Origin of the sequence: Amycolatopsis sp. NPDC021455 (genome assembly GCF_040640995.1) — a bacterium.
Classification (GTDB): Bacteria; Actinomycetota; Actinomycetes; order Mycobacteriales; family Pseudonocardiaceae; genus Amycolatopsis.
In genome coordinates, this window is record NZ_JBFACT010000010.1 from 53,484 (window position 1) to 76,657 (window position 23,174).

The following is a 23,174-nucleotide window of genomic DNA, read 5'->3' on the forward strand; positions in this document are numbered from 1 at the left end:
AGGTTCCCGTGTCCGATGGTCAAGCCCCGGAAGGAGGGTGCGGCCGCGGATTCCATGAAGGGCACCCTCATGGCGCTTGTGTCCACGAGGGTGCCCCTCATGGCACCCGGGCGTGCTGGTGTCCCTTGTGGACGGACGATCACCGCGGTGTGGTCGAGGCGGTCGCCGTGGTGCGGCTCGCCTGTTCGGCTTGCTTGCGCTGGATCGCTTCCTGGGCTCGCTGCAGCTTGTCGTGCCAGGCTCCTGAATCGTTCATCATGGTGTGCTCCGAGGGGACGGGGAAGTCCGGATTCCGGTGACGTGAAAGGGAAGTACCCACGATTTCCGCCGGTCAACCCGGCCCGGTGTGCTCCACCAGGGTGACAAAGTCAGCCGGCGTGGAGCAGCCGCGCGGCGATTTCGTCGCGCGGGTAGGGCGTCTTGCGGCTCTCACCGTGCAGGGCGAAGTAGAAGTCGTTGACGACGGTCGCCACCGGGGCGTAGCGGCGGAGGAGCGCTGCCGCCCGCGGAGGCAGCTCCGGTACTTCGCGCCCCGCCGCGCATTCGCGGACGAAGTCGTTGCGGACGCGGGGATGCGGCCAGCCGCCGCGGCCGCGGTCGGTCAGGTGGGTGGCGATCCAGTTGACCAGCTGGGTCACGACGTAGCTCCGGTCGTGGCCCGCGTGGTCGGCGAGGAACGCCGCTTCGGCGTCGGCGAGCTCGAACCCCGGCGACACGGTCAGCCCGAAGTCGGTGAGGTAGAGCCGTTTCCCGTCGGTGACGATGTTGCGGAAGTGCGCGTCGAAGTGCTGGACGCCCTGCCCGCCCAGGAAACCCGTGATGGCGCGGAGGTCCTCGTCGACCAGGTCGAGCGCGTCCGGGGTGCTCAGCCAGTCGGCGAGGCTCCACGGGCGGTGTTCGAGGAAGAGCACGAGGTCGGTCGAAGACCCGGCGAGCGCTTCGAGCCGGCGCCGCACGCCGGGGTCGCCGTGCCAGAACGCGACGTCCCGCTCGAGCTCGGCCCGCCCGGGTGGTTCGCGGCGCAGCCCGGGCAGGACACGCCAGTGGTGCAGGAGCAGGAAGTTCTCGCACTGTCCGGTGTGGACCCATCGGCTCGTCATGCGGTGGGCTTCCAGCTCCCGCCAGGCGCCGCCGCCCGCCGAGCCGACGCCGTAGTGGGACTCCGGCGGCAGGCCGTAGAGGTCGGCCGTCGAGTGCTCGTGCCGCAGCTCGACGTCGGTGAGGGCGACCCGCTTGACGAACACGGGCTCGCCCGCCACCCGCAGCAGCCAGGTCGACCCGCCGATCCCGCTGCCCAGGGGCCGCGCCGACGCGAGGAGGCCGTCGCCGGCCTCCGCCAGCGCCGCCGAGACGCGGTCGTGGCGCGCGATCCGATCATTCACCCGTACGACCGTACCGTCGAGGAGTGGACCTCCGCTGCCATCCGATGAATTCTTGACGAACCAGCGCGATGGCGCGGCGACCATTGACACAACTCGTCGTCGGCTCTAACTTCGACACGCAAGACATCGGATGTCCAGCCCGGTTCCCGGGTCCGTCCGCCGACCGATGTGCACCCCTGCCGAACTCGTCGTCAGGAAGGACACACCGACGATGCCGGAATTCCCCCGCAGGACCGTCCTGCGTTCCCTCGCCGTCTCCGTTCTCGCCGTCCCGGTCGTGCTGGGCGCGGCCCTGCCGGCCCAGGCGGCCCCGCTGTGGCACCCCGACCCCGCCTCCGACGGGCTGAAGGCCTTCGAGGGCATCGAGGCCGACCGCGGCAACCACCACCCCGACCGCAAGTACGTCGTCGTCGAAGGCGACCACTACCGGTTCAACATCTGGAAGGACGACCGAGACACCACCGGCGGCGGCGACCGCCAGCGCACCGAGTCGAAGGGCATGGTGCAGAACGGCACCACGCTGAAGATGCACAACGGCGAGACCTGGACGATCTCCTACGAGATGTACATCCCGGCCTCGCTGCACGGCACCAGCAAGTTCACCCACATCTTCCAGACGAAGACGCCGTCGACCAACGGCGGCCCGTGGGTGACGCTGGACCTGACCCGCAGCGGGAGCAAGGAGATGCTCAACGCCCGCGCCTACGCCAACTCGGGCTCGCCGAGCATCGCGGCCACCGACCTGGCGCCGCTGCGGAACAAGTGGATCACCATCGAGTGGACGTTCACGCCGGGCTCGAAGGGCAAGGCCGCGTGCGTCATCCGCAACGGCACCGGCTCCGGCGCGGCGGTCGCCGCGCAGGGCAGCATGACCAGCGTGAACATCCCCGACCAGGGCGACTACGTCCGCCCGAAGTGGGGGATCTACCGCTCGGTCGAGAGCGCCTCGTCCGACATCCTCGACACCTACCTGCTGTTCCGGAACTACACGGCGGCCCGCAAGTAGGTGCGCGTTCGCGCGACCAGGGTGACACTGGCGGCATGAAGGTCGTCGACGGGCAGCGTGGCGCGTACCGTCCGTCGACGACCCCGTCGACCGCGCCGCCGGGGCTGCGCCGCGGTCCGCTGCTGGTCACGGCCGTCTTCGCGGCCCTCGGCGGCGCGGTGATCCCGGCGGCCGCGTTGCCCGCGCTGTGGCGGGTCTGGCAGCTGTACGCGATGCTGTTCGGCGCGGTGGCCGCCGTCGGGATCGTCGCCGCCGTCGTGGCGCTCGGCCGGCCGACCCGCAAGACGGCGCACTTCGGGGCGCTCGCGGCGGCCGGGGCGCTCGTCCTGTGGGTGGTCAGCCGTCCGCTCGGCCTGCTGACGCGGTTCGACCCCTGGCAGCCGGCCGACACCGTGGCCGGCTTCACGGACTACGTGGCCGCCGGGCTGCAGGTCATCGCCGTGCTCGGCTTTCTCTTCGTGGCCCGGCGCCGGGCGCACCCGTGGCCGTCCGCCGCGCGGCGGGTGACGGCGTGGATCATGCTGTTCCCGGTGCTCGTGGCGGTGCTCGCGACCGGCGTGGCGGGCGCCGTCGCGGCCGGTGACTCCGCCACCGGGCCGGTCGCTTCGACGCTGCTCGACAGCGGAACAGGCACGTTCGAGTACTGCCGTCCCGACGGCGTGCCGCTGGCGATGGACCTCCGCCGTCCCCGCGCGGACGGCCCGCCGCCCCCGGTCGCGCTCTTCCTGCACGGCGGCGGCCTGGTGGTCGGCAACCGCAAGCCGAACGGCCCGGGCGCGCTGCTCGCCGGCCCGCGGTCCGGGCCGCTGCGGGACGAGCTGGTGGCCCGCGGGTTCGCCGTCGCCTCGATCGACTTCCGCCTCGCGCCCGCCGCGCCGTGGCCGGCCCCGCTCACCGACGCCCGCTGCGCGGTCCGGTTCCTCAAGGCCAACGCGGCCGCGCTGGCCGTCGACCCGGCCCGGATCGCCGTGGTGGGCACCGGCACGGGCGGCACGCTGGCGGCCCTCCTCGGCGTCGCGCGCGGCCCGGACACCGGCCAGTACCCGGGGCAGGACAGCACGGTCCGCGCGGTCGCGGCGCTGTCGGCGCCCGCGGACTTCGGCCTCGCAGGCCTGGGCCCGCTCACCCGCGCGTCGGTGCTCGTCGCGCTGGGCCGCTCGCCGGCGGCACTCCGCGAGGCGAGCCCGCTGACGCATGCCGGTCCGGGCGCGCCGCCGTTCCTCATCGGTGACGGCGGCCGGAAGTCGGCCGAGTTCGCCGCCCGCCTGCGCGCCGCGGGCGTCCCGGTGACGGAAGGGGCGACGACCGACCGCACGGTCGGGCAGTTCCTGGCCGCCACCGTGGGCTGAGGCTTGCCCTGGAGCGCACTCCAGGTCATACCGTGGCAGGCACGCCAACCATGTCAGGAGCATGCTTCATGGAACTCGGTTTCCACCTTCCCATCTTCGACATCGACGGGGGCACCACCGCCATCGCCGGCGAGCTCGCCCGCGTCGGCGCCGCGGCGGAGGAGGCCGGCGCGACCTGGTTGTCCTTCATGGACCACTACTTCCAGATCGAGCCGACCGGCCTCCCCGCCGAGTCGAACATGCTCGAGGGGTACACGACGCTGGGCTACCTCGCCGCGCACACGTCCCGGATCGACCTCGGCCTGCTCGTCACCGGCGTGACCTACCGGCACCCGGGCCTGCTCGCGAAGATCGTCACCACGCTCGACGTCCTCTCCGGCGGCCGGGCCACCCTCGGTATCGGCGCCGCCTGGTTCGAGCGCGAGCACCAGGGGATGGGCGTGCCGTTCCCGCCGGTCGCCGAGCGCTTCGAGCGGCTGGAGGAGACGCTGCGCATCTGCGGGCAGATGTGGGACCCGGAGAACAACGGCCCGTTCGAGGGCAAGCACTACCGGCTGGCGGAGACGCTCTGCTCGCCGCAGCCGATCAACCGCCCGAAGGTGCTCATCGGCGGCGGCGGGGAACGCAAGACGCTGCGGCTCGTCGCGCAGTACGGCGACGCGTGCAACCTCTTCGCGTCCTCGCCCGAGGACGTCGCGCACAAGCTGGACGTGCTGCGCCGCCACTGCGACGACCTCGGCCGCGACTACGACGCGATCCGCAAGACGGTCCTGGCCAACAACCCGCGGCCGGCGCCGGAGACCCGCGACGAGTTCGTCCGCGCCATGGCGGACTACGCGAAGCTCGGGGTGCGGACGGCGATCGTCACGCCGACCACCGGCTCCCCGGCCGCGTGGATCGAGGGCATGGCCCCGGCCGTGCCGCAGCTGGCCGACCTCGGCTGAACCCGGCCGGACCGCCCCGGGCATCCGCCCGGGGCGGTTTCCGTTAACCCGGGGCTTACCCGGGCTTTGGTAGGCATGGGGTGAACCGGCGGGCCGCCGGTTCCAGGTGCCACGCGCCGTTTTCTCTTTTGTCCACTGTGGACGTTCCGGTTTTTCCTTGCACGAGGCGGTGAACCGCCCCGGCCGCCGCGCCGTGTGCCCTGGTGAGGTGGCGACCGGAAAGGAGGGGCTGATGCCCCACACGCGCACGGCAGGACGACACCGCAAACCTGCGACAATCGGACTCGCAGCGCTGTTGGGAGTCGCGGGAGCGACCGCGACGGCGATCGCCTTGAGCAGCCCGGCCGGCAATGCGGCCACGGAAAGCTGCGGTGGTCTGGACACGGCGTTGCAGAACAACCTGACGTTCATCAAGGGCCAGCAGCTGGCCCCGGACAGCCAGTCGGCGGCCCGGATAGCGAACCGCCAGGCGGTGGTCGACCAGCTCAAGCAAAGGCGCGCGGCAGCGGGCTGCGACAAGCAGATGGCGGCGAACGCCGTGGCGGCCGAGTGCGCGGCGGTGGCCGGGACGGCCGAGCAGGCCGCGCGGAACGACGAGGCCGAGCAGAACGGCAAGGCGAACGGGAAGGGCTCGGCCAAGCAGAAGGGCATGGCCGGGCAGAACGGCATGGCGAACGAGAACGGCATGGCCGATCAGCAGGGCATGGCGAATGAGAACGGCATGGCCGGTGGGAACGGGATGGCCGGCGAGAACGGCATGGCTGCGCAGAAGGGCGCGGCGAAACAGAAGGGCATGGCCGAGCAGAACGGCATGGCCGATCAACAGGGCATGGCGGACCAGAACGGCATGGCCGGCGAGAACGGCATGGCCGGGCAGCAGGGCGCGGCGGCCAAGAAGCAGGCCGAAAACGGGTCCGGCGCCCGGAACGGCAAGGCCCAGAAGAAGGACAAGGCCGCCGAGAAGGCCGCCGCCGAGAACGCGGCCGCCGCGCAGAACTGTGCGGTGGTCGAGCAGTGCGTGGCCCAGGCCGCCGGGGTGAATGACGCCAACGGCATGGCGAACCAGAACGGCAAGGCCGAGGGGAACGACGCGGCCGGCCGGAACGGGATGGCGAACCAGAACGGGATGGCCGATCAGCAGGGCGCCGCCGGGAACAACGGCATGGCGAACGGCAAGGGCGCGGCCGAGCAGAACGGCATGGCCGACCAGAACGGCATGGCGGATCAGCAGGGCATGGCGGATCAGAACGGCATGGCGAACGAGAACGGCATGGCAGCGCAGAAGGGCATGGCAGCGCAGAAGGGCGCGGCCAAGCAGAACGGCAAGGCCGACCAGAACGGCAAGGCCGACCAGAACGGCAAGGCCGACCAGAACGGGATGGCCGACCAGCAGGGCGCCGCTGAGAACAACGGCATGGCCGGTCAGCAGGCGGCTGCCGTCTCCGCGCAGGAGTGCGCCGCCATCCTCGACTGCGTGGCCCAGGCCGCCGCCGACCCCGCCGCGGCCGCCGGGCAGCAGGACATGGCCGCCGAGGAGAACAAGAAGGCCAAGGACCAGGCCGACGCGAACGGCATGGCGGACCAGCAGGGCGCCGCCGGGAACAAGGCCGAGGCGAACAAGGCCGAACAGAAGAACAACAAGGCCGAACAGAACAAGAAAGGCCAGGCCGCCCAGGCGGATGCCGCGGAAAACGCGGCCGCGGTCGCGGCACGGTGTGTGGCAGCCTCGGCCGGCGCGGCCACGGGGACGGCGACCGCCACCCCGAGCACCCGGTAGACGGCGCCTGATCTGCGGCCGCATCGAGGTAGGGGCCGTGTTCGCGGGAATACTCGTGAGCCCGGAAGCAGTGCCCGGCGCGTGGCCGCAGCGAGTGCACGGGGCCGTGTCCGCGGGGGAACTCGCGAGCCCGGAAGCAGTGCCCGGCGCGTGGCCGCATCGAGTGCGCGGAGCTGTGCCCGCGGGGATGGTGCGCCGCTCCGAACACCGGCAGCCAGTGTCCGACCGAGTGCACGAAGCCGTGGCCAGCGGGGTGCTGACCACCACCCCGAGCGCCCGGTAAACCGGGCCTGACCTGCGGCCCACCCACCGGCAGGCCCGGCCCCGCCGCCCTCACCGGCGGGGCCGGGCCTGCCCGTGCGGGAACTCCGGCCCGTCGCCGTCCGTTGATCGGGTGGAGGCCAGTACTCTGGTGCTCCGCAACGACCGACGACAGCACGAGGCTTCAGTGACCACCGACCCGGCGGCCCAGGACGCTTCCCTGCGCGAGGCGGCCGACGAGCTCGCCGTCGCCGGGCAGCTCCCGCGGTTTCTCCTGATGTACAAGTTCGCCATCGAAGAGCTGATGACGAAGCTGCGCATCCTCAGCGAGGAGTTCGACTTCGTCCACCGGCACGACCCGATCGAGCACATCACGAGCCGGGTGAAGCGGCCGGAGGCGATCAAGGAGAAGGTGCGGCGCCGGGGTCTCGGTGGCGACTGGGTGTCCGCGGCCGCGGCTCTCGACGACATCGCCGGCATCCGCGTGGTCTGCCCGTTCGTCTCCGACGTCTACGAGGTCGCGCGGATGCTCACCGCGCAGGACGACGTCGAGCTGCTGCGCACCAAGGACTACATCGCCGGACCGAAGGCCAACGGCTACCGCAGCCTGCACCTGATCGTGCGCATCCCGGTGTTCCTCTCCGACCGGGTGGAAAAGGTCAAGGTGGAGGTCCAGCTCCGCACCATCGCCATGGACTTCTGGGCGGCGGTGGAGCACAAACTCTCGTACAAGTACCGCGACAGCGTCCCACCCGACTTCGCCGGCGAGCTCGCGGCGGCGGCCCGGACGGCCGCGGACCTCGACGCCCGGATGGCGGCGCTCCACGAACGCATCCGCTGAACCGCCCGCGCGCTACGGATTCCGCCCGGATCGTTCGCCGACCGGCGCCAGCAGGACGCCCAGCGCGAGCAGCTCGGTCAGCGCCATCCCGCGTTCCACCAGGCCGAGCGGGATGAGCGTCCACCAGCGGCCGTCGTCCAGGGCGGCCACCACGACCGCGCCCAGGATGACCGCGAACCAGCCCAGTGACGCGATCGCGAGCACTCGCGCCAGCCAGCGTCGCCCGGGGGACGCGGGGAACGCTGTCCGCGCCGCCACCAGCACTGCCAGCGGCAACGCGACGAACGCCACCACGCTGGCGATCCGGTGCAGCGTGCCGCCGAAGTCCGCGCGGGAGACCGTCGCCCAGTCCGGCTTCGGGAAGGCCACGATGACCAGCAGCCCGACCGTCCACAGTGCACCCAGGACGGCCGCCGGCACCGGGAGCCGCCGCTGGCGGGCCAGGACCGCCAGTCCCGCGGCCGACCCGAGCGCGACCAGGACCACCGCGAGGTCGAAGACCCACTTGTGGTCGGACAGGCCGTACTCGCTGATCGTGCGGCGGGTGACGCTGATCTCGTCGGTCGGCGGGATGACCTGCAGCAGCAGCACCAAGCCGGCGCCGATCACCAGTGCGGCGAGACCCGTCAGCGACACCGCGACCGACAGCCGTCGCGCAGGGATCGTGACCATGGACCGACAGTAGCCGACCGGGGGTTGAACTCCCGGTGAAAGGCACCTCCGCGGGAACGCTGTACAACTTCCGGCGGTTACCCCGGCCGGATTTCCTCCATTATGGTCGCTCGCTACCGGTAGGTCCGTCCTGCCGGCCACGGTCAAGGAGGTCTTTTCCTGTGGGGAATTCACCAAGACGGCTAGTGATGCTGGCTTCGGCCGTCGCGCTGGCCGGAACGTTCGTCGCGTTGCCGTCCGGCACCGCGGGCGCGGCGCAGAACATCCTGCGTGCCGACAAGGCGGTCCCACGCTCGTGCTTCGCCAAAGCGCTGCCCAAGGGGACGTCGGGCGCCGACCGCCGCGAGCTCACGTCCACGGTGGACGGTCTGGTCCAGGCCCGGCTCAAGCCGGTCCAGGGCGCCGAGGGCGACTGGGACGTCGCCGTGTTCGACAAGGCCACGGGCGCCGTCGTCGCCGCCTCGACGGCGTTGCGTTCCCACGAACTCGCCGAGAGCTTCGTGAAGAAGGGGCAAGAGCTCGTCGTCCAGGGCTGCCGGTACGGCGGCTCGGCCGGCCAGGTCCAGCTCGGCGTCGACTTCCTGGCGCTGACCCCGCAGGGCACGCCGACCGGCACCGCCGCGGCGACGCAGCGCGCGGAGCTCGTCCGCGTCGAGACGCCCACGCGCGCCGACAAGAACAAGCTGACCGCCCTCGGTCTGGACGTCACCGAGAAGGGTGACGCGACCGGGGTCGAGGTCGTCCTCGCCGGCGACGCCGACCGCCAGACGCTCAAGAACAGCGGCTTCAAGTCGAAGGTGATCGAGGCCGACCTCTCGGCCAAGTCCGTCCAGGACGCGAAGGCCGACCGCCAGTACGCCGCGAAGACCGCCGCGTCGGCGCTGCCGTCCGGGCGCACCAGCTACCGGCACCTCTACGAGTACAACTACGAGCTGAAGGAGCTGGCCCGCAAGAACCCGGCTCTCGTCTCGGCGTTCACCATGCCGGAATCGACGTGGGAGGGCCGTGACGTCGTCGGCGTCGAAATCGCCACCGACGTCAAGAACCTGACCGACGGCAAGCCGGTGAACTTCACCATGGGCGTGCACCACGCCCGGGAATGGCCGGCCGGCGAGCACGTCATGGAATGGGCGTACGAGCTGGTCAACGGCTACTCGCGCGATGCCTCGATCCGGTCGCTGGTGAGCAAGACACGCAACATCGTCGTGCCGATCATCAACCCGGACGGCTTCGAGATCTCCCGCGAGGCCGAGCCCAAGGGCGACTTCACCCGGTTCGACTACGAGATGAAGCGCAAGAACTGCAACGTCAGCGACTCGCCGCCGCAGTACGCCACCGGCGTGTGCAAGGCGAACCCGGGCGGCCGCCTGCGCGGCACCGACCCGAACCGCAACTACGCGGGCTTCTGGGGCGGCAACGGCGCCGAGCTGGCCTGGAGCGGCGACACCTTCCGCGGCTCCGCGCCGTTCAGCGAGCCCGAGGTCCGGAACGTGCGCTCGATCGTGTCCTCGCGCCAGGTGACCAACCTGCTGACGATGCACACCGTCGCCGCGCTGGTGCTGCGCCCGCCGGGCGTGGCGGACGTCCGCCCGCCGCTGGAGGAGCCGCAGTACAAGGCCCTCGGCGACAAGCTGGCCTCGCGCAACGGCTACACCAGCGAGCCGAGCTGGGCGCTCTACGACACCACCGGCACCACCGAGGACTGGTCGTACTGGGCCACCGGTGGCTGGGGCTTCACCATCGAGGTCGGCGGCAACGGCTTCCACGGGCCCTACGCCGACAGCGTCGTGGCCGAGTACGCGGGCCTGGCCCCCGCGGCCGGTGCCGGCAAGGGTGGCAACCGCCAGGCGTTCCTGGACATGCTGGGCAACGCCGCCGACCCGCAGCAGCACTCGACGCTGATCGGCTCGGCGCCCAAGGGCTACCAGCTCAAGCTGCACAAGACGTTCCAGACGCCGACGTCGCCGGTGCTGCAGCCGGACGGCTCCACCAAGCCGCCGATCTACTACACCGACGACCTGAACTCGAAGTTCACCGCCACCGGCGGCCGGTTCGCCTGGTCGGTCAACCCGTCGACGCGGCCGTACGTGGCCGGCCGGTACGGGCGCACCCCGCAAGGCCCGGCCCAGCAGGGCTTCGCGGTCACCAACCCCGCGGGCGTGCCGCCGATCAACCAGAACTACCCGACGGACGCGACGGGGGAGTCGTTCACCTTCCACGTCGACGGCCTGCCGAAGGTGGACAACGGCAAGTTCAGCGTCGACATCAACTGGAAGAACCCCACGACCGACTGGGACCTGTACGTCTACGACGCGGCGGGCAACCTGGTCAGCTCGTCGGCGAACGGCGGCACGACGTCCGAGCACGCCGTGCTGTTCGACCCGCCGGCCGGCGACTACAAGGCCGTGGTGGTCAACTACGACCAGACCGACCCGAACGTCCCCGACGACTGGACCGGTGACGTGTCGTTCGCGTCCCCGATCCCGCCGACGTACGGGACGAAGGAGGCCTACCAGCTGACCTGCTCCACGCCGAACGGCAAGCTCGTCGGCGTGGCGGACGTCTACGTCGACCGCGCCCAGACGGTCGACGTCGGCGAGGTCTGCACCCGGTCCGCGCACGCGCAGAAGCAGCGCGCTTCGGGCGGCGTCCGCTAGGTTCGCCGAAATCCGTGAAGGCCTCCTTACCGGCTCTTATGGCCGGTAAGGAGGCCTTCACGGCGTTGCGGCGAGGGCGAGGCCGAGGACCACGAGGATCGTGCCCACGACGCGGTTGAGGGCCGGTTTGGCGTGCGCGTACCAGCGTTGGGTGGCGGGGGAAGAGAAGAGCAGGGCCACGCCCAGGTGCCAGGCGGCCGAGGCGGCGACGATCAGCGCGACCGCGGCGGCCTTGACGGCCGTGGGTTCGGACGGTGGCAGGGTCGCGGTGAGGACGCTGCCGAAGAACGCGGCCGCCTTCGGGTTGGTGAGGTTGCTGACCACGCCTTGGCGGAAAGCGCTGCCATGGCCCGCGGGTGGGGCCGTTTCCGGGGCGCGGGCTCGAAGCCACAGCCGCATCCCGAGCCAGGCGAGGTACGCGCCGCAGACCACGCGCAACGCCGTCGCCAGCCACGGTGTGCGGGCCAGCACGCTGCCGAGCCCGAAGACCGCGACCGCGGCCAGCAGGCCGCCCGCCGCGACCACCCCGAGCGCGACGGCCACCGCGGCGCGCCGGGTGCCTGCCGCGGCGGTGTGCGCGATCAGCACGAAGTTCGGGCCGGGGGAGACCGCCGCCGGGAGGTAGGCCAGCACCACGGTGCCCAGTACGGCGGCGGAGTTCATACCTGCGCGCCCGCGTCGAAGTCCGTGAATGGCACATTCACGGACTTCAAGTCCCTCGATGTGCCATTCACGGCTTTCCGCTGACCAGGGCCGCCATCTTGCGGATCGTGATCCCCCGGTCCAGGACGGCCGACGGCGGCAACCGGACGTCGAGGCGTTCGGCGACCAGCGCCTCGATGCGGGCGCCGTGCAGCGACTCGCCGCCCAGCTCGTCCAGGCCGGTGTCCGGGTCGGGGGAACGCAGGAACAGCACCTCGGCCCAGATGGCGGCGACGGCGTCGAGCACGTCGTCGCTCCCGGCGGGCGCCGAGCCGAGCGAGGCGACCAGCGCGCGGCGGTTCACCTTGCCGGTGGCCGAGCGCGGGATCTCCGCGACCCGTGCGAACCGGTCCGGGCCGCGGCCGGAGGCCCGTGCGCAGTGACGGCGGAGGTCGTCGTCGGTCGTCTCCCCGGAAACGGTGACGACGGCGACCACGGCCTCGCCGAGGACCGGGTCCGCCGCGCCGGCGACCACGACGTCGGTCACGCCCGGATGCCCGGCCAGGACGTTTTCCAGCTCCTCGGGGAAGACCTTCTCGCCGGCGCGGTTGATCACGTCGTCGCGGCGTCCGGACAGCACCAGGTCGCCGTCGTCGGTGAGCCGGCCGAGGTCGCCCGTGTCGAGCCAGCCGCCGGGGTGCCCGATCAGCGGTCCATCCACAGTGGACAGATAGCCGGGGCAGACGTGGGGCCCGCGCACCATGATCTCGCCCAGCGCCCGCACGGTGACTTCGCAGCCGGCCGGTGGGCCGACCGTCAGCGGCGGCACCGGCGCGGACGGGCTGTGCGCGCAGATTTCGCCCGGCGCTTCGGTCAGCGCGTAGGCCTGGAGCACCGGCACGCCGAGTGCGTCCCCGAGCCGCAGCCGCAAGGTCTCCGGCAGCGGGGCCGACGCGGACCGCACGAACCGCAGCCGGTGGCCGTCGAGCTGCCCGTCGGCGGCGAACGCGGCCACCCGCGCGTGGATCGCCGGGACCGCGCTGTACCACGTCGGCGCGAAGGAACGGAACGCGGCGAGCATCCCGTCGTCGCTGTACCCGGGCAGGCAGACGACGCTCGCCCCGGCCGTCAGCGTCGACAGCACCACCCCGACGAGACCGTGCGTGTGGTGCAGCGGCAGCACGTTCAGCCCGCGGTCGGCGGGGGTGAGTTCGAGGGTCCCGGCGACGAGCGACGCCGCGTGCCGCAACGCCTCACGCGGCAGCGGCACGAGCTTCGCCGCGCCGGTGCTGCCGGAGGTCCGCACGAGCAAAGCGGTTCCCGGCACCGAACACCGCGGCCCGGACAGCCTGCCGACCTCGTCGAAGGGCCTGACCACCGGAATCCCGGCCTCGGCTTCGGACGTCTCGGAAACGAGCACGGACGCGCCGAGGTCCGCCGCCGGCTGCCCGGACGGCAGCGGCGCGCAGACCGCGACCGAGGCCGTGGCGAGCAGCGTGGCGACCGCGAGCGGCGAGTTGCCCATGGCCACCGCGACGACCTGGTCGGGTGCCACGAGCCCGCGCAGCCACTCGGACAGCGCGTCGACCTGTTCGGCCAGCTCACGGTAGGTGGTGACCGTGCCGTCCTCCGCGAGCAACGCCGGCCGGTCGCCGCGGGTGGCCAAGGCCGGCTCGATCATCGACGCGCTCCTTCTCCCCGCCGCTCCCGCAGGGCCTGGATGCCCACGACGTCGTCGGGCAGCGCGTCCGGCATGTCCTCGTCGAAGCGCGAGAGCACGCGGGTGCGCAGCGCCGCCAGGCCGAGCGCGACGATCAGCAGCCCGAGCACGACGTAGCTGAACCCGATGCCCCGGCCCGGGCCGGTCCCGAGCACCGCGCCGACGCTCGCGGCGAGCCCGCCGCCGGGCATGAGCAGCGGCTCGAACAACCCGATCACCAGCGGCGCCACCACGATCAGCCCGAGCGGGATGGTCGACCACGCGATCATCTGGTCCAGCGCGAACACCCGGCCGTGGTACCGCTGCGGCACCTTGACCTGCACGATCGTCGCGTGGATGCCGTTGACCAGCGCCACGCAGAAGAACATCCCGGCCAGCCCGGTCGCGACCACGGCGACGTCCGCGTGCAGCCCGGCGAACGCACCGCAGAAGCCCATCACGACGCCGGCGGTCAGCATCCCGCGCATCCGCCGCCGTCCCGGCCCGCCCCACATCGACATCGCCAGGCCGCCGAGCGCGGCGCCGATCCCGCCGAGGAACGACACCGTGGCCACTGTGGACAGTGACCCGAAGGACAGCACCAGCGGGAAGATCAGCAGGATCACCGCGGAGAGGAAGATGTTGAGCAGCCCCATGTAGGCGACCATGCCGCGGATGTAGCGGTTGCCCATCGAATAGCGCCAGCCGTGGACGATCTCGCGGCCGAGCGACTCGCGGTGCTTGTGCGGCATCGACCGCGGGAACCGGACCGCGGCGACGACGGCGACCGCGACCGCGAAGCTGACCAGGTCGAACACCAGGATCCCGCCCAGGCTGAACAGCGAGATCGCGGCGGCGGCGAGCAGCGGCGCGATGAACTGGCCGATGCCGGTGGACAGCTGCACGACGCCGTTGGCGTGGCCGAGGAAGTGCTTCGGCACCAGCTGCGGCACCGCGGACTGGTAGGCCAGCCGCTGGAAGACCAGCGCGACCGACAGCAGCCCGAGCCCGATCCAGATCTGCCAGATCTGCAGGTCCCCGGTGAAGTAGACCAGCGCGAAGACACCCTGGATGACGCCGGACGCGCAGTCGGCGGTCAGCATCACCTTCCGCCGGTCGCAGCGGTCCACGATCGCCCCGGCCACCGGCGCCAGGAACAGCCCGAGCATGCCGAAGATCCACGACGTCGCGTACGACGTCAGCGAGCCCGTGGTGAGGTAGATCCACAGGGGGATCGCGTACTCGGTCAGCTGCGAGCCGGTGATCGACACGAGCTGGCCCGCCGCGACCGTCAGGAACCGGCCCAGGCTCGGCTGGGGCGTTCGTGGTGGCGGCACGTCGTCGGGGGCCTCGGAGACTTCGGCGAACCACCAGCTCGCGTCCTCGCCGCGGGCCTCGTGCGTCAGCTCGTCCGTGGTCCCGGCGGCGAGGGCCGGGTGCACGGAGGTGATGATCTCGGCGAGCTCTTCGGGGCGGAACCGCAGGAAGTAGTGCCCGGCCTCGTCGAGGACCACCAGCGCCGTCTTCCGGGTGACGATCTGCCACTCCCGGTACCGCTCTTGGTAGTACTCGGTGATCGGGTCGCGCTCGCCGACCACCGAGATGATCGGCGCGCGCAGCTTCGCGGCGCCGGTGTCGAGCAGCGCGGAGAAGTAGTCCTCCGCGTTCGCGCCGTCCTCGCGCATCAGCTTGACGATCAGCTGGATCTCTTCGGGCGGCAGGCCTTCGAGGTCGGCGCCCATGCCGCGCAGCCAGTTGGCCCACGACCGGTCGCTGCGCAGCCGCTTCAGCTTGGTCAGCTGTCCCAGCTTGCCGAGCGCGCCGCGAACCGGCAGCGCGAACGGGAAGTTCGCGGCGACGTAGATCGCGTCGATCTCGCGCCCGGCCGCCTCCAGCCGCCGCGCGATCTCGGTGGTCAGCGCGCTGCCCAGGCAGTGGCTGTAGAGGACCAGGGGGCCGGTGACGCGCTCGAGGATCTCCTCGACGCACTCCTGCGCGATCTCCTCCAGCGGCAGTGATTCCTCGACGACGCCGGGGTCGTGGCCCGGCAACGCCACGGCGAACAGGGTGCACCCGTGCGGCAGCGCGTCGGCCAGCGGCTGGAAGACGACCGCGCTGGTGCCCGCATACGGCACGCCGACGTAGGTGACCAGCCGCTCGTGGCCGGGGATCGGCCGGGTCAGCTCGTAGAGCCGTTTGCCCGCACGGCTTTCCGCGCCCGGCGTTTCGATCATCGCGGCCAGCTCGCGGATCGTCGGCTCGGCGAAGACGTCCATCACCGTGATCCCGGGCGTGCCCTCGGGCAGGCGGCGGCGCAGCCGCGAAACCACCTTGGTGGCCAGCAGGGAGTGCCCGCCGAGGTCGAAGAAGTCGTCGTCGATGCCGACCCGGTCCAGCCCGAGGACCTCCTGCCACAGCTGCGCCATCAGCTTCTCGATGTCCGTGCGCGGCTCGGTGCCGCCGGCGTCCGCAGTGGACGATGCCGGTGCGGGAAGCGCCTTCCGGTCGAGCTTCCCGTTCGGGGTCAGGGGAAAGGTGTCGAGCGTGACGTAGGCGCTGGGCACCATGTCGTCGGGCAGGAGGCGCTTGAGCCGGTCCTTCAGCTCCTCCGGCCGCGGTGTCGCGCCCACGAGGTAGGCGACCAGGCGCTGGTCGCCGGGCCGGTCCTCGCGCAGGGCCACGACGGCGTCGCGCACGTCGTCGCCGCGCAGCGCGGCCTCGATCTCGCCCAGCTCGACGCGCTGGCCGCGGATCTTGACCTGCGTGTCGATCCGGCCGAGGAACTCGAGGGTGCCGTCGGGCCGGTGACGCGCCAGGTCGCCGGTCCGGTACAGCCGCGCGCCGGGTTCGAAGGAGTCCGGCACGAACCGCTCTTCGGTCAGCTCGGGCCGGTTCAGGTAGCCGCGCGCGACGCCGACGCCGCCGATGTGCAGCTCACCGGGCGTCCCCGGCGGAACGAGCCGCCGGTCCGCGTCGAGGACGTACAGCCGGATGTTGTCGATGGGCCGCCCGATCGGCACCCGCGTCAGCCCGTCCAGGAGCTCCGGCCGGCAGTGCCAGTGGCTGACGTCGATCGCCGCTTCGGTGGGGCCGTACAGGTTGTGCAGCTCGACGCCGGGGAAGCGGCCGGTGAACCGGCGGGCGAGGTCGGCGGGCAGTTCCTCGCCGCTGCAGATCACCCGGCGCAGCGCCGGCGCGCCGGCATCCTCTTCGGCGAGGAACACCTCCAGCATGGACGGGACGAAGTGGACGGTCGTGACGTCTTTCGCGATCAGGCTCTGGAGGTAGGCGGCGTCCTTGTGCCCGCCCGGCTTGGCGAGCGTCAACCGGGCGCCGGTGATCAGCGGCCAGAACAGCTCCCACACCGAGACGTCGAAGCTCACCGGCGTCTTCTGCAGCACCACGTCGTCGGCGCCGAGCCCGTAGGTCTGCTGCATCCAGTGCAGCCGGTTGACGATCGCCCGATGTTCGGTGACCACGCCTTTCGGGCGGCCGGTCGAGCCCGAGGTGTAGATGACGTAGGCCGCATTGTCCGGCCCCGCAACGGGTTCCAGGCGCTCGCCGCGGACGACGTCGTCGAGCTGGATCGGCTTGCGTTCCAGCGGCGGCAGCTCGTCGAGCAGGCGTCGCTGGGTGAGGATCGCGGCGGGGCGAGCGTCGGAAAGCATGAACGCGAGCCGCTCGGCGGGATATTCGGGATCCAGCGGCAGGTAAGCCGCCCCGGCCTTGAGGATCGCGAGGAGCCCGACGACCAGCTCGGGTGAGCGCTCGGCGCAGATCGCGACGACGTCGTCGGTGCCCACGCCCTGATCCCGCAGCAGCCGCGCGATGCCGTTGGCACGGGCGTCGAGGTCCGCATACGACAGTTCGCTGCCTTCGAAAGTGACGGCCACCGCGTCCGGCGTCCGAGCCGCCTGCGCCTCGATCATCGCGGTCAGCGTGGTCTCGGGGAAGCCGGCGGCGGTGTCGTTCCACGCGGTCAGGACGTTCGCCAGCTCGGCCTCGCCGAGCACCGGCAGCTCGCCGAGCGGGGTGTCCGGCGCGCTGACGGCGGCGTCCAGCAGCGTGCGCAGGTGCTCGCCGACGCGGGTGACGTCGGCGTGGCCGATCCGGCGGCTGCTGTACTGCAGGATCAGGGTGGGCTCGCCGTTGCCGGCGACGACCTGGAAGTGCAGCGCGTTGCGCGCGGCGAACGCGAACTCCGTCCAGTCCACGGTGGCTTCCAAGCCGGTGAACTCCGGCGCGGCGGACCGGTCCCGGTAGCTCAGCGACACCGGCGCGAGTGCGGTCGCGGGCCGGACGCCCGAGACCGCTCGCGCGAGTGGCACCTCCCAGTGCCGGTACAGCTCGCGTAGCTCGGCCCGTACTCCTTCGCCGAACGTCCGGAACGGAGTCGTCGCGTCGGCGTCGAGGGCGATCGGCAGCTCGTTGACGAACACGCCGACCGCGTGCCGGTGGCGCGGGGTGCGGGTCGACAGGTCGATCGCCACCGAAGGCCGCGCGTTGCCGTAGCGGAAGAGCAGCGCCTGGATCGCGGCGAGCAGCAGCTCGAACTGGGACAGCCCGAGGTCGCGTGCCGACTCCCGGAGCCCGGCGGGGAGGGTCAGCTTGACGAACTCGCCGTCACGGGTGTCCGGTGGGCCGTCGAGCCCGGGCAGCACGACGTCCTCCGGAAGCGGCCGCGTCGCCCAGAATGCCTTGGCCTGCTCGAGCGCCGCCGCGACCCGTTCGGTCTCGCCCTCGACGTGCTCCCGATAGTCCGGGGGAGCGGCCGGGAGGTCCGGCTCGGTCCCGGCGACGCGGGCGTTGTAGCAGGCGGCCAGATCGCGCAGCAGGACGTCCTTCGACGCGCCGTCGAACACCAGGTGGTGCACGACGATCAGTAGTTCGTGCCCCTCGAACAGGACGAACCTCGAGAGTGGCCCGTCCCCGAACGGCCGCGTGATCAGCTCGCGCCGGGTACCCGCCGCGCGTTCCAGGACCGGCGGATCCTTCTCGACGAGGGTGACGGAACCGTCGTTTTCGGACAGTCCACACGCGAGCAGCGGATGCCGCGCGACGACGTCGCCGCACGCCGCGGCCAGTGTGTCCACGTCGAGGTCGCCGCGCAGGACGACCGACAGCGGGATGTGGTACGCCGACCCCGCGTCGACCGCGCGCTCGGTGAACCAGATCCCGTTCTGCGCCAGCGATGCCTGCCTCATCGGACCTCCCTCAGCTGGGCCAGGACGAGCTCGGCCAGCCGGTCGATCGCCGGCGGCTCGTAGGTGAGCCGGTTGTGCACGAGCCAGCCGGTGATCCGGCCGTCCGGGTGCTCGGTGAGCGCCAGTTCCGGCACGCTCAGGTCCGGGCCCGGCATCGGCCACGAGAACATCAGCTCGCGCGGCAGCTCGACCGGTCCGGATTCGAGGCCGGGGAAGTGCACCGGCCCGCCCCAGCGTTCGAAGCGCAGCCAGGCCGGCTGCGGGATCCGGCGGCTGAACTCTTCGTACGGGTAGTACTGGTGCTCGGTCGCGTCGAGCACGACCTGCCGGACGCGGGGGAGCAGCTCCTCGAACGGCGGGTCGTCGGCGACGTCGATGCGTAGCAGCAGCGACTGGACCAGGCAGCCGACCACGGTGTCGAACTCCGGCTTGGTGCGTCCGGGAAGCGGCGACATCACGACGACTTCGTCGCTGCCGGCCCACTCCGCCATTGCCTTGGCCCACACCGTGAGGAGTCCCATGTAGACGGTCGCACGCTGCTCGGCGACCTTCGCGCGCAGCCGCTCGACCAACTCGGACGGAATCTCGAACGGGACGGAATGTCCTTCGAACGCAGCGATTTCGGCCGAGCGTGGCGCGCCGGAGAGGGTGGCCGGAGCACCGTCGAGGGCGTGCTGCCAGAACTCCCGCGCTTCGGGCCAGCGAGTCCGAGCCCAGGCCGAGACGTCGGCCGCGCGACCCGCCGGAGGAAGGCGGTGGCCCTGGCCTGCATAGCATTCGCCGAGTTCGCGCAGCAGCACGCCCATCGAATGCCCGTCGAAGACGAGGTGGTGCACGCCGAGCACCAGCACGAACTCCTCCGGGCCTTCCTCGATCACCAGCGCCCGGACGAGCGGGCCGCGTTCGAGGTCGAACGGCCGCTCCAGCTCGGCGCACGCCTGCCGCACCGGATCGTCGGCGAAGACCTCGTCGAAGTCCGGCTCGCAGCGGTCCAGCACCTCGGCCTGGCCGCCGGGGAACACCGTGCGCAGCGCGTCGTGCCGGGCGACGACGTCGTCCAGCGCGCGGCGCAGCGCCGGGACGTCGAGGAGGTCGGTGATCCGGATCGCCACCGCGACCGCCGATACCGCCCGCGGCTCGGCCGTCTCGCCGAGCCAGCGCAGGAAGTACTCCTGCAGGGAGCTGAGCGGGACGCCGTCCGACACATCGACTTCCACTCGAGCGGCGGGTCGCCGGTCGGCGAGTTGTCTCGCTTGGGCGGCGAGATCGGGAAAGTCGAACACGAAGGACACCGGGACTTCGACGCCGAACTCCTCGGCCGCGAGCGCGGCGAACCGAGCCGCGGCGAACGAATCCCCACCCGCGGCGAAGAAGTCCGCGCCCGCCGGGACGTCCCGGCCGAGCGCCCGCGCCCACAGCCCGGCGAGCCGTTTTTCGGCGTCGGAAGCCGGAGCGGCGGATTCGGAAGGCGCGTCGAAGAGGTCCCGGAGTGTCCGCTTGAGCACCTTCCCGGCGTCGTTGCGGGGCAGGGCGTCGAGGATCAGCCAGCGCGCGGGGATCTCGTGCCGCGCCAGCCGGGTGGCGGCGAACGCACGCAGGTCGTCGACCGGTCTGCGCAGAACGACGGCCGCGGCCGGGACCGAGCCGAGCACGGGGTGCGACAGGCCGAGCACGGCGGCCTCGCGGACGTCCGGATGCGCGTACAGCTCCGCCTCGATCCGCAGGGTCGAGATCTTGAACGCGCCGGACTTGATCACGTCGCTCTCGCGGTCGACGAGGTAGAGGTAACCCTCGTCGTCGAGGTGCCCGAGGTCGCCCATGCGGATCCAGCCGTCGCGGAACACCGCCGAAGTCGCGCTCGCGTCGCCGAAGTAGGTCCGCGCGGTGGTCGGCGAGCGCAGCCAGACCTCGCCGGTTTCGCCGGTCGGCAGCGGGTGGCCGGCGGCGTCGGTGATCCGCAGGTCGCCGTCCGCGGGCTGCCCGACCGCCGCGGGCCGGTCCGGGTCGAAGATCATCACCGTCTGGGCGGGCGCGGCCTCCGTGGAGCTGTAGTAGTTGACGATGTCGGCGTTTTCGAACGCCGTGGCGAGGGTCTTGGCGATCTCCGGCGGCAGCGCGGCGGCGGTCGAGCCGAGCAGCAGCACCGACGACAGGTCGTACCGGTCGAGCGCGCCGCTCGCGACGAGGTCGATCGCCATGGCGGGAACGAGGAACGCCGTCCCGACGCGGTTTTCCTCGATCAGCGCGCAGAATTCGGCGGCGTCGAACCGGGGGAGGACCAGCGCGGCGGGTTCGGCGGTGAGGGCGTTGAACAGCATCGTCTGCGCCGCGTTGGTGCCGAGCGGGAAGGCGTGCAGGAACAGTTTCGAGTGCGCGAGCGGCCGCCGCCGCATCCGGGGGTGGTAGCCGTAGGTCAGGTTGACGTGGGTCGCGCTGACGCCTTTCGGCCGGCCCGTCGTGCCCGAGGTGAACAGGATCTGGGCCAGGTCGCCGGGCCGGACGTCGACGCCGCCCGGCCGGTCCGTGATGACGTCCTCGATCGCCCATCCCCGAGCGTCGAGGCCGGTGCCGTGGATCAGGCCCGCCGCGCCGAATTCGGTGAGCAGCCTGGTGATTTCGGGGCCGGGCGTGCGTGCGGAGATCGGCATCGCGACCGCCCCGGCCGCCTGCACGCCGGCGTAGGCGGCGGCGAAATCGAGCCAGTCGTGCTCGTCGAAGAGCAGTCCGACGCGGTCGCCTCGCCGGACGGCCAGCCCGGCCGCGATCCGTGCCGCCCGGTCGTGCCAGGCGCCGAAGGTCAGCGCTTCGCCACCGACGCGCATCGCGACGCGATCGGGTTCGCGGGCCGCGCGGTCGCGCAGCAGCCCGGGGAAGGTTTCAGCCATCGCCCGCCTCCAGCAGCCGGGCCGACGCGCTCGGCTCGTACCCGGATTTCCACAGCTCGGCCAGGGTCAGCAGCAACGGCAGCGACCGGTCCGGCGGCAGGTCCGCCGCGTGCTTCTCGAGGAGCAACTGGGTCAGCTCGCGCCGGTCGTCGCGGGTGTGGCCGAACGTCATCGAGCCCGCGTGCCGCCGGTACCGCTGGCCCTCGACCGGCGCGACATCGCCTTCGAAGCCGGCGCGGGCCAGCCGCAGATACAGGTCCCAGTCCTCGTACGCGGGCAGGCTCTCGTCGTAACCACCGACGGCGTGCAGGGCTTCCTTGCGGAACACGCCGGTCGCGCGGCCGTGCGTGTTGACCACCATGCTGACGTCGCCGGCGTGCCCGAGCGGCGCCTGGACGTGGTCCAGCAACCCCGTGTAGCGCAGGTAACCGACCACATAGGACAGTTCAGGGTGTCGCGCGAGCGCGGTGACAGCCGGGCCGAGGAACCCCGGCGGCAGCTCGTCGTCGGCGTCGAGCGGCACGATGTAGGCGCCGCGGCTCGCGGCGATCCCGGCGTTGCGGGCGGCGGACAGCCCGGCGTTGGGCTGGCGCACCTTGACCACATCGGACAGCGCGTCGAACGCGGCGACGGTCCCGGGGTCGGTGGACCCGTCGTCGACCACCACGATCTCGACGTCGTCGTACCCGGCGGCACGCACGGAAGCGAGCGCGGCGGCGAGGAACCGGCCCTGGTCGAACAGCGGGATCACGACGCTCACCAGTCCCGGCTCGACCGGCGTGGCGACGGTTTCGACCTGCGGGAAGTGCAGCGCCTGACGCTTTTCGGTGCACGCCGGCGCCTCGTCGAAGAGCGCCTCGGCGAGGGCGGCCGGGTCGTCCGGGGCGACGACGATGCCGCCGCCGTGCTGCTCGACGACGTCGGCCGCGGTACTGCCTTTCGGTGCCACGACAGTGCACCCGCGCGACAGGGCGAACGCGGCGGTGCTCGGGCATTCGGCGTCGCCGGCCGGGAGGACGCAGCGGGCACCCAGCGGTTCGTCCTCGATCGGACCGCCGAAGGTGACCGCGCGGCGGAGGTGTTCCGGCAGGCCGCGGCGCAGGTGGTCGCGATAGGACCGGCCGAGCGGATCGGTCGGGGTGTCCTCGCCGCGCAGCGCGAACCGGGTTTCCGGGTGGACGTCGAGCACGAGCGCGGCCGCCTCGAGGAACGTCTCGATCCCGGCGTCCGGGCGGTACGCGCCGAGCCGCCACACCTCGGGCCGGGTCCGGCTCGCGGCGGGCGTCACCGGCGTCGCGACCGTGGTGGTGACGTCGGCGTGCTCGGCGCAGTAGCGCTCGGCGAACACGGTGAACTGGTGCTCCGCGGTGAGCGGCCGGTGCGCGGCGGGGCCGTCGGCGGCGCTCGACCACGGGCAGCGGACGACGCTCAGCGTGGTGCGGCCGAACTCGCCGAGCAGGCGTTTCGCCCGGATCGTGCTCAGGCCCTCGGCCCCGGCGTCCAGGAACTCGACGACGTCCAGGTCGCCGAGGGCGCGCAGGGTGTCGAGGACGCGGTCGGCGTAGCGGTGCGCCTCGGCGAAGTAGCGGTGGTCCGGCCGTGCGGGCGCGGTCGGGACCCACCCGACGCGATCGTCCTTCCGCGACGGTGGCAGCTCCTCGGCGACCAGGAAGACGTGATGGCCGGCCTCGGCCGCTTCGCGGGCTCGTGCGAAGACCCGGGCGCCGTCGCCGAGCAACCGGTCGGCGGCGAGGTCACGACAGGAAAGCGCGATCCGCATGGTGCACCGGCATCACCGACATCTGGCCCCCAGTGTCGCAGCTTGTTCGATCCTGGTTGATGAGCTTCACATCAT

At 72.0% G+C, this 23,174-nt stretch carries 13 protein-coding genes; 6 read left to right on the top strand and 7 right to left on the bottom strand.

Annotated elements, in window-relative coordinates; genetic code table 11:
• Window positions 1–368: 368 nt before the first annotated feature.
• Entirely contained in the window at window positions 369–1,382 is a 1,014-nt protein-coding gene (locus AB0G28_RS15585) for a hypothetical protein (RefSeq protein ID WP_361088667.1), read from the bottom strand.
• Between the two features lie 211 nt (window positions 1,383–1,593).
• Here AB0G28_RS15585 and AB0G28_RS15590 point away from each other — a divergent pair, with 211 nt between their 5' ends.
• The 5 genes from AB0G28_RS15590 to AB0G28_RS15610 all read left to right on the top strand — a co-directional run bounded on the left by AB0G28_RS15590 (window position 1,594) and on the right by AB0G28_RS15610 (window position 7,560).
• The gene (locus AB0G28_RS15590; protein WP_361088669.1) at window positions 1,594–2,388 is read left to right on the top strand and encodes a hypothetical protein; all 795 of its coding nucleotides are present in this window, start codon (window positions 1,594–1,596) and stop codon (window positions 2,386–2,388) included.
• A 35-nt stretch (window positions 2,389–2,423) separates the two neighbouring features.
• Window positions 2,424–3,737, top strand: a complete 1,314-nt coding sequence (locus tag AB0G28_RS15595) for an alpha/beta hydrolase (RefSeq protein WP_361088671.1) — start codon at window positions 2,424–2,426, stop codon at window positions 3,735–3,737.
• Between the two features lie 68 nt (window positions 3,738–3,805).
• Complete coding sequence (locus AB0G28_RS15600) at window positions 3,806–4,681, top strand: LLM class F420-dependent oxidoreductase (protein ID WP_361088673.1); 876 nt, start codon at window positions 3,806–3,808, stop codon at window positions 4,679–4,681.
• Window positions 4,682–4,913: 232 nt separating this feature from the next.
• Window positions 4,914–6,458 (top strand): hypothetical protein, encoded by a 1,545-nt coding sequence (locus AB0G28_RS15605; RefSeq protein WP_361088675.1) that lies wholly within the window; start codon window positions 4,914–4,916, stop codon window positions 6,456–6,458.
• Window positions 6,459–6,906: 448 nt separating this feature from the next.
• Window positions 6,907–7,560: a GTP pyrophosphokinase family protein gene (locus AB0G28_RS15610; RefSeq protein WP_361088677.1), complete on the top strand. Its 654-nt coding sequence runs from the start codon at window positions 6,907–6,909 to the stop codon at window positions 7,558–7,560.
• A gap of 12 nt (window positions 7,561–7,572) precedes the next feature.
• Here AB0G28_RS15610 and AB0G28_RS15615 read toward each other — a convergent pair whose 3' ends face one another.
• The gene (locus AB0G28_RS15615) at window positions 7,573–8,232 is read right to left on the bottom strand and encodes a DUF998 domain-containing protein (protein ID WP_361088679.1); all 660 of its coding nucleotides are present in this window, start codon (window positions 8,230–8,232) and stop codon (window positions 7,573–7,575) included.
• 188 nt (window positions 8,233–8,420) lie between these two features.
• On the opposite strand from AB0G28_RS15615, the gene AB0G28_RS15620 reads away from it, so the two are divergent.
• Window positions 8,421–10,889, top strand: coding sequence for a M14 family zinc carboxypeptidase (locus AB0G28_RS15620; protein ID WP_361088681.1), 2,469 nt, complete (start codon window positions 8,421–8,423; stop codon window positions 10,887–10,889).
• Between the two features lie 57 nt (window positions 10,890–10,946).
• Here AB0G28_RS15620 and AB0G28_RS15625 read toward each other — a convergent pair whose 3' ends face one another.
• The 5 genes from AB0G28_RS15625 to AB0G28_RS15645 form a co-directional block, all read right to left on the bottom strand.
• A complete protein-coding gene (locus AB0G28_RS15625) occupies window positions 10,947–11,552 on the bottom strand; it encodes a LysE family transporter (protein WP_361088683.1) in 606 nt (201 codons plus the stop codon).
• A 67-nt stretch (window positions 11,553–11,619) separates the two neighbouring features.
• The gene (locus AB0G28_RS15630; RefSeq protein ID WP_361088685.1) at window positions 11,620–13,212 is read right to left on the bottom strand and encodes a non-ribosomal peptide synthetase; all 1,593 of its coding nucleotides are present in this window, start codon (window positions 13,210–13,212) and stop codon (window positions 11,620–11,622) included.
• Window positions 13,209–18,434 carry an amino acid adenylation domain-containing protein gene (locus AB0G28_RS15635; RefSeq protein WP_361088687.1) on the bottom strand — a complete coding sequence of 1,742 codons (5,226 nt, stop codon included), beginning with the start codon at window positions 18,432–18,434 and terminating at the stop codon, window positions 13,209–13,211. The genes AB0G28_RS15630 and AB0G28_RS15635 overlap by 4 nt, the downstream gene beginning before the upstream one ends.
• Window positions 18,431–21,319, bottom strand: coding sequence for an AMP-binding protein (locus AB0G28_RS15640; protein ID WP_361088689.1), 2,889 nt, complete (start codon window positions 21,317–21,319; stop codon window positions 18,431–18,433). The genes AB0G28_RS15635 and AB0G28_RS15640 overlap by 4 nt, the downstream gene beginning before the upstream one ends.
• Window positions 21,312–23,099, bottom strand: coding sequence for a glycosyltransferase (locus AB0G28_RS15645; RefSeq protein ID WP_361088691.1), 1,788 nt, complete (start codon window positions 23,097–23,099; stop codon window positions 21,312–21,314). Before AB0G28_RS15645 ends, AB0G28_RS15640 begins: the two co-directional genes overlap by 8 nt.
• Window positions 23,100–23,174: the final 75 nt, after the last annotated feature.

Excerpts from the sequence above, each read along its gene's own strand:
- AB0G28_RS15590 (WP_361088669.1), top strand. The coding sequence starts at position 1,594 with ATGCCGGAATTCCCCCGCAGGACCGTCCTGCGTTCCCTCGCCGTCTCC.
- AB0G28_RS15615 (WP_361088679.1), bottom strand. The coding sequence starts at position 8,232 with ATGGTCACGATCCCTGCGCGACGGCTGTCGGTCGCGGTGTCGCTGACG.
- AB0G28_RS15630 (WP_361088685.1), bottom strand. The coding sequence starts at position 13,212 with ATGATCGAGCCGGCCTTGGCCACCCGCGGCGACCGGCCGGCGTTGCTC.
- AB0G28_RS15625 (WP_361088683.1), bottom strand. The coding sequence starts at position 11,552 with ATGAACTCCGCCGCCGTACTGGGCACCGTGGTGCTGGCCTACCTCCCG.
- AB0G28_RS15620 (WP_361088681.1), top strand. The coding sequence starts at position 8,421 with ATGCTGGCTTCGGCCGTCGCGCTGGCCGGAACGTTCGTCGCGTTGCCG.
- AB0G28_RS15635 (WP_361088687.1), bottom strand. The coding sequence starts at position 18,434 with ATGAGGCAGGCATCGCTGGCGCAGAACGGGATCTGGTTCACCGAGCGC.
- AB0G28_RS15600 (WP_361088673.1), top strand. The coding sequence starts at position 3,806 with ATGGAACTCGGTTTCCACCTTCCCATCTTCGACATCGACGGGGGCACC.
- AB0G28_RS15640 (WP_361088689.1), bottom strand. The coding sequence starts at position 21,319 with ATGGCTGAAACCTTCCCCGGGCTGCTGCGCGACCGCGCGGCCCGCGAA.
- AB0G28_RS15605 (WP_361088675.1), top strand. The coding sequence starts at position 4,914 with ATGCCCCACACGCGCACGGCAGGACGACACCGCAAACCTGCGACAATC.
- AB0G28_RS15595 (WP_361088671.1), top strand. The coding sequence starts at position 2,424 with ATGAAGGTCGTCGACGGGCAGCGTGGCGCGTACCGTCCGTCGACGACC.
- AB0G28_RS15645 (WP_361088691.1), bottom strand. The coding sequence starts at position 23,099 with ATGCGGATCGCGCTTTCCTGTCGTGACCTCGCCGCCGACCGGTTGCTC.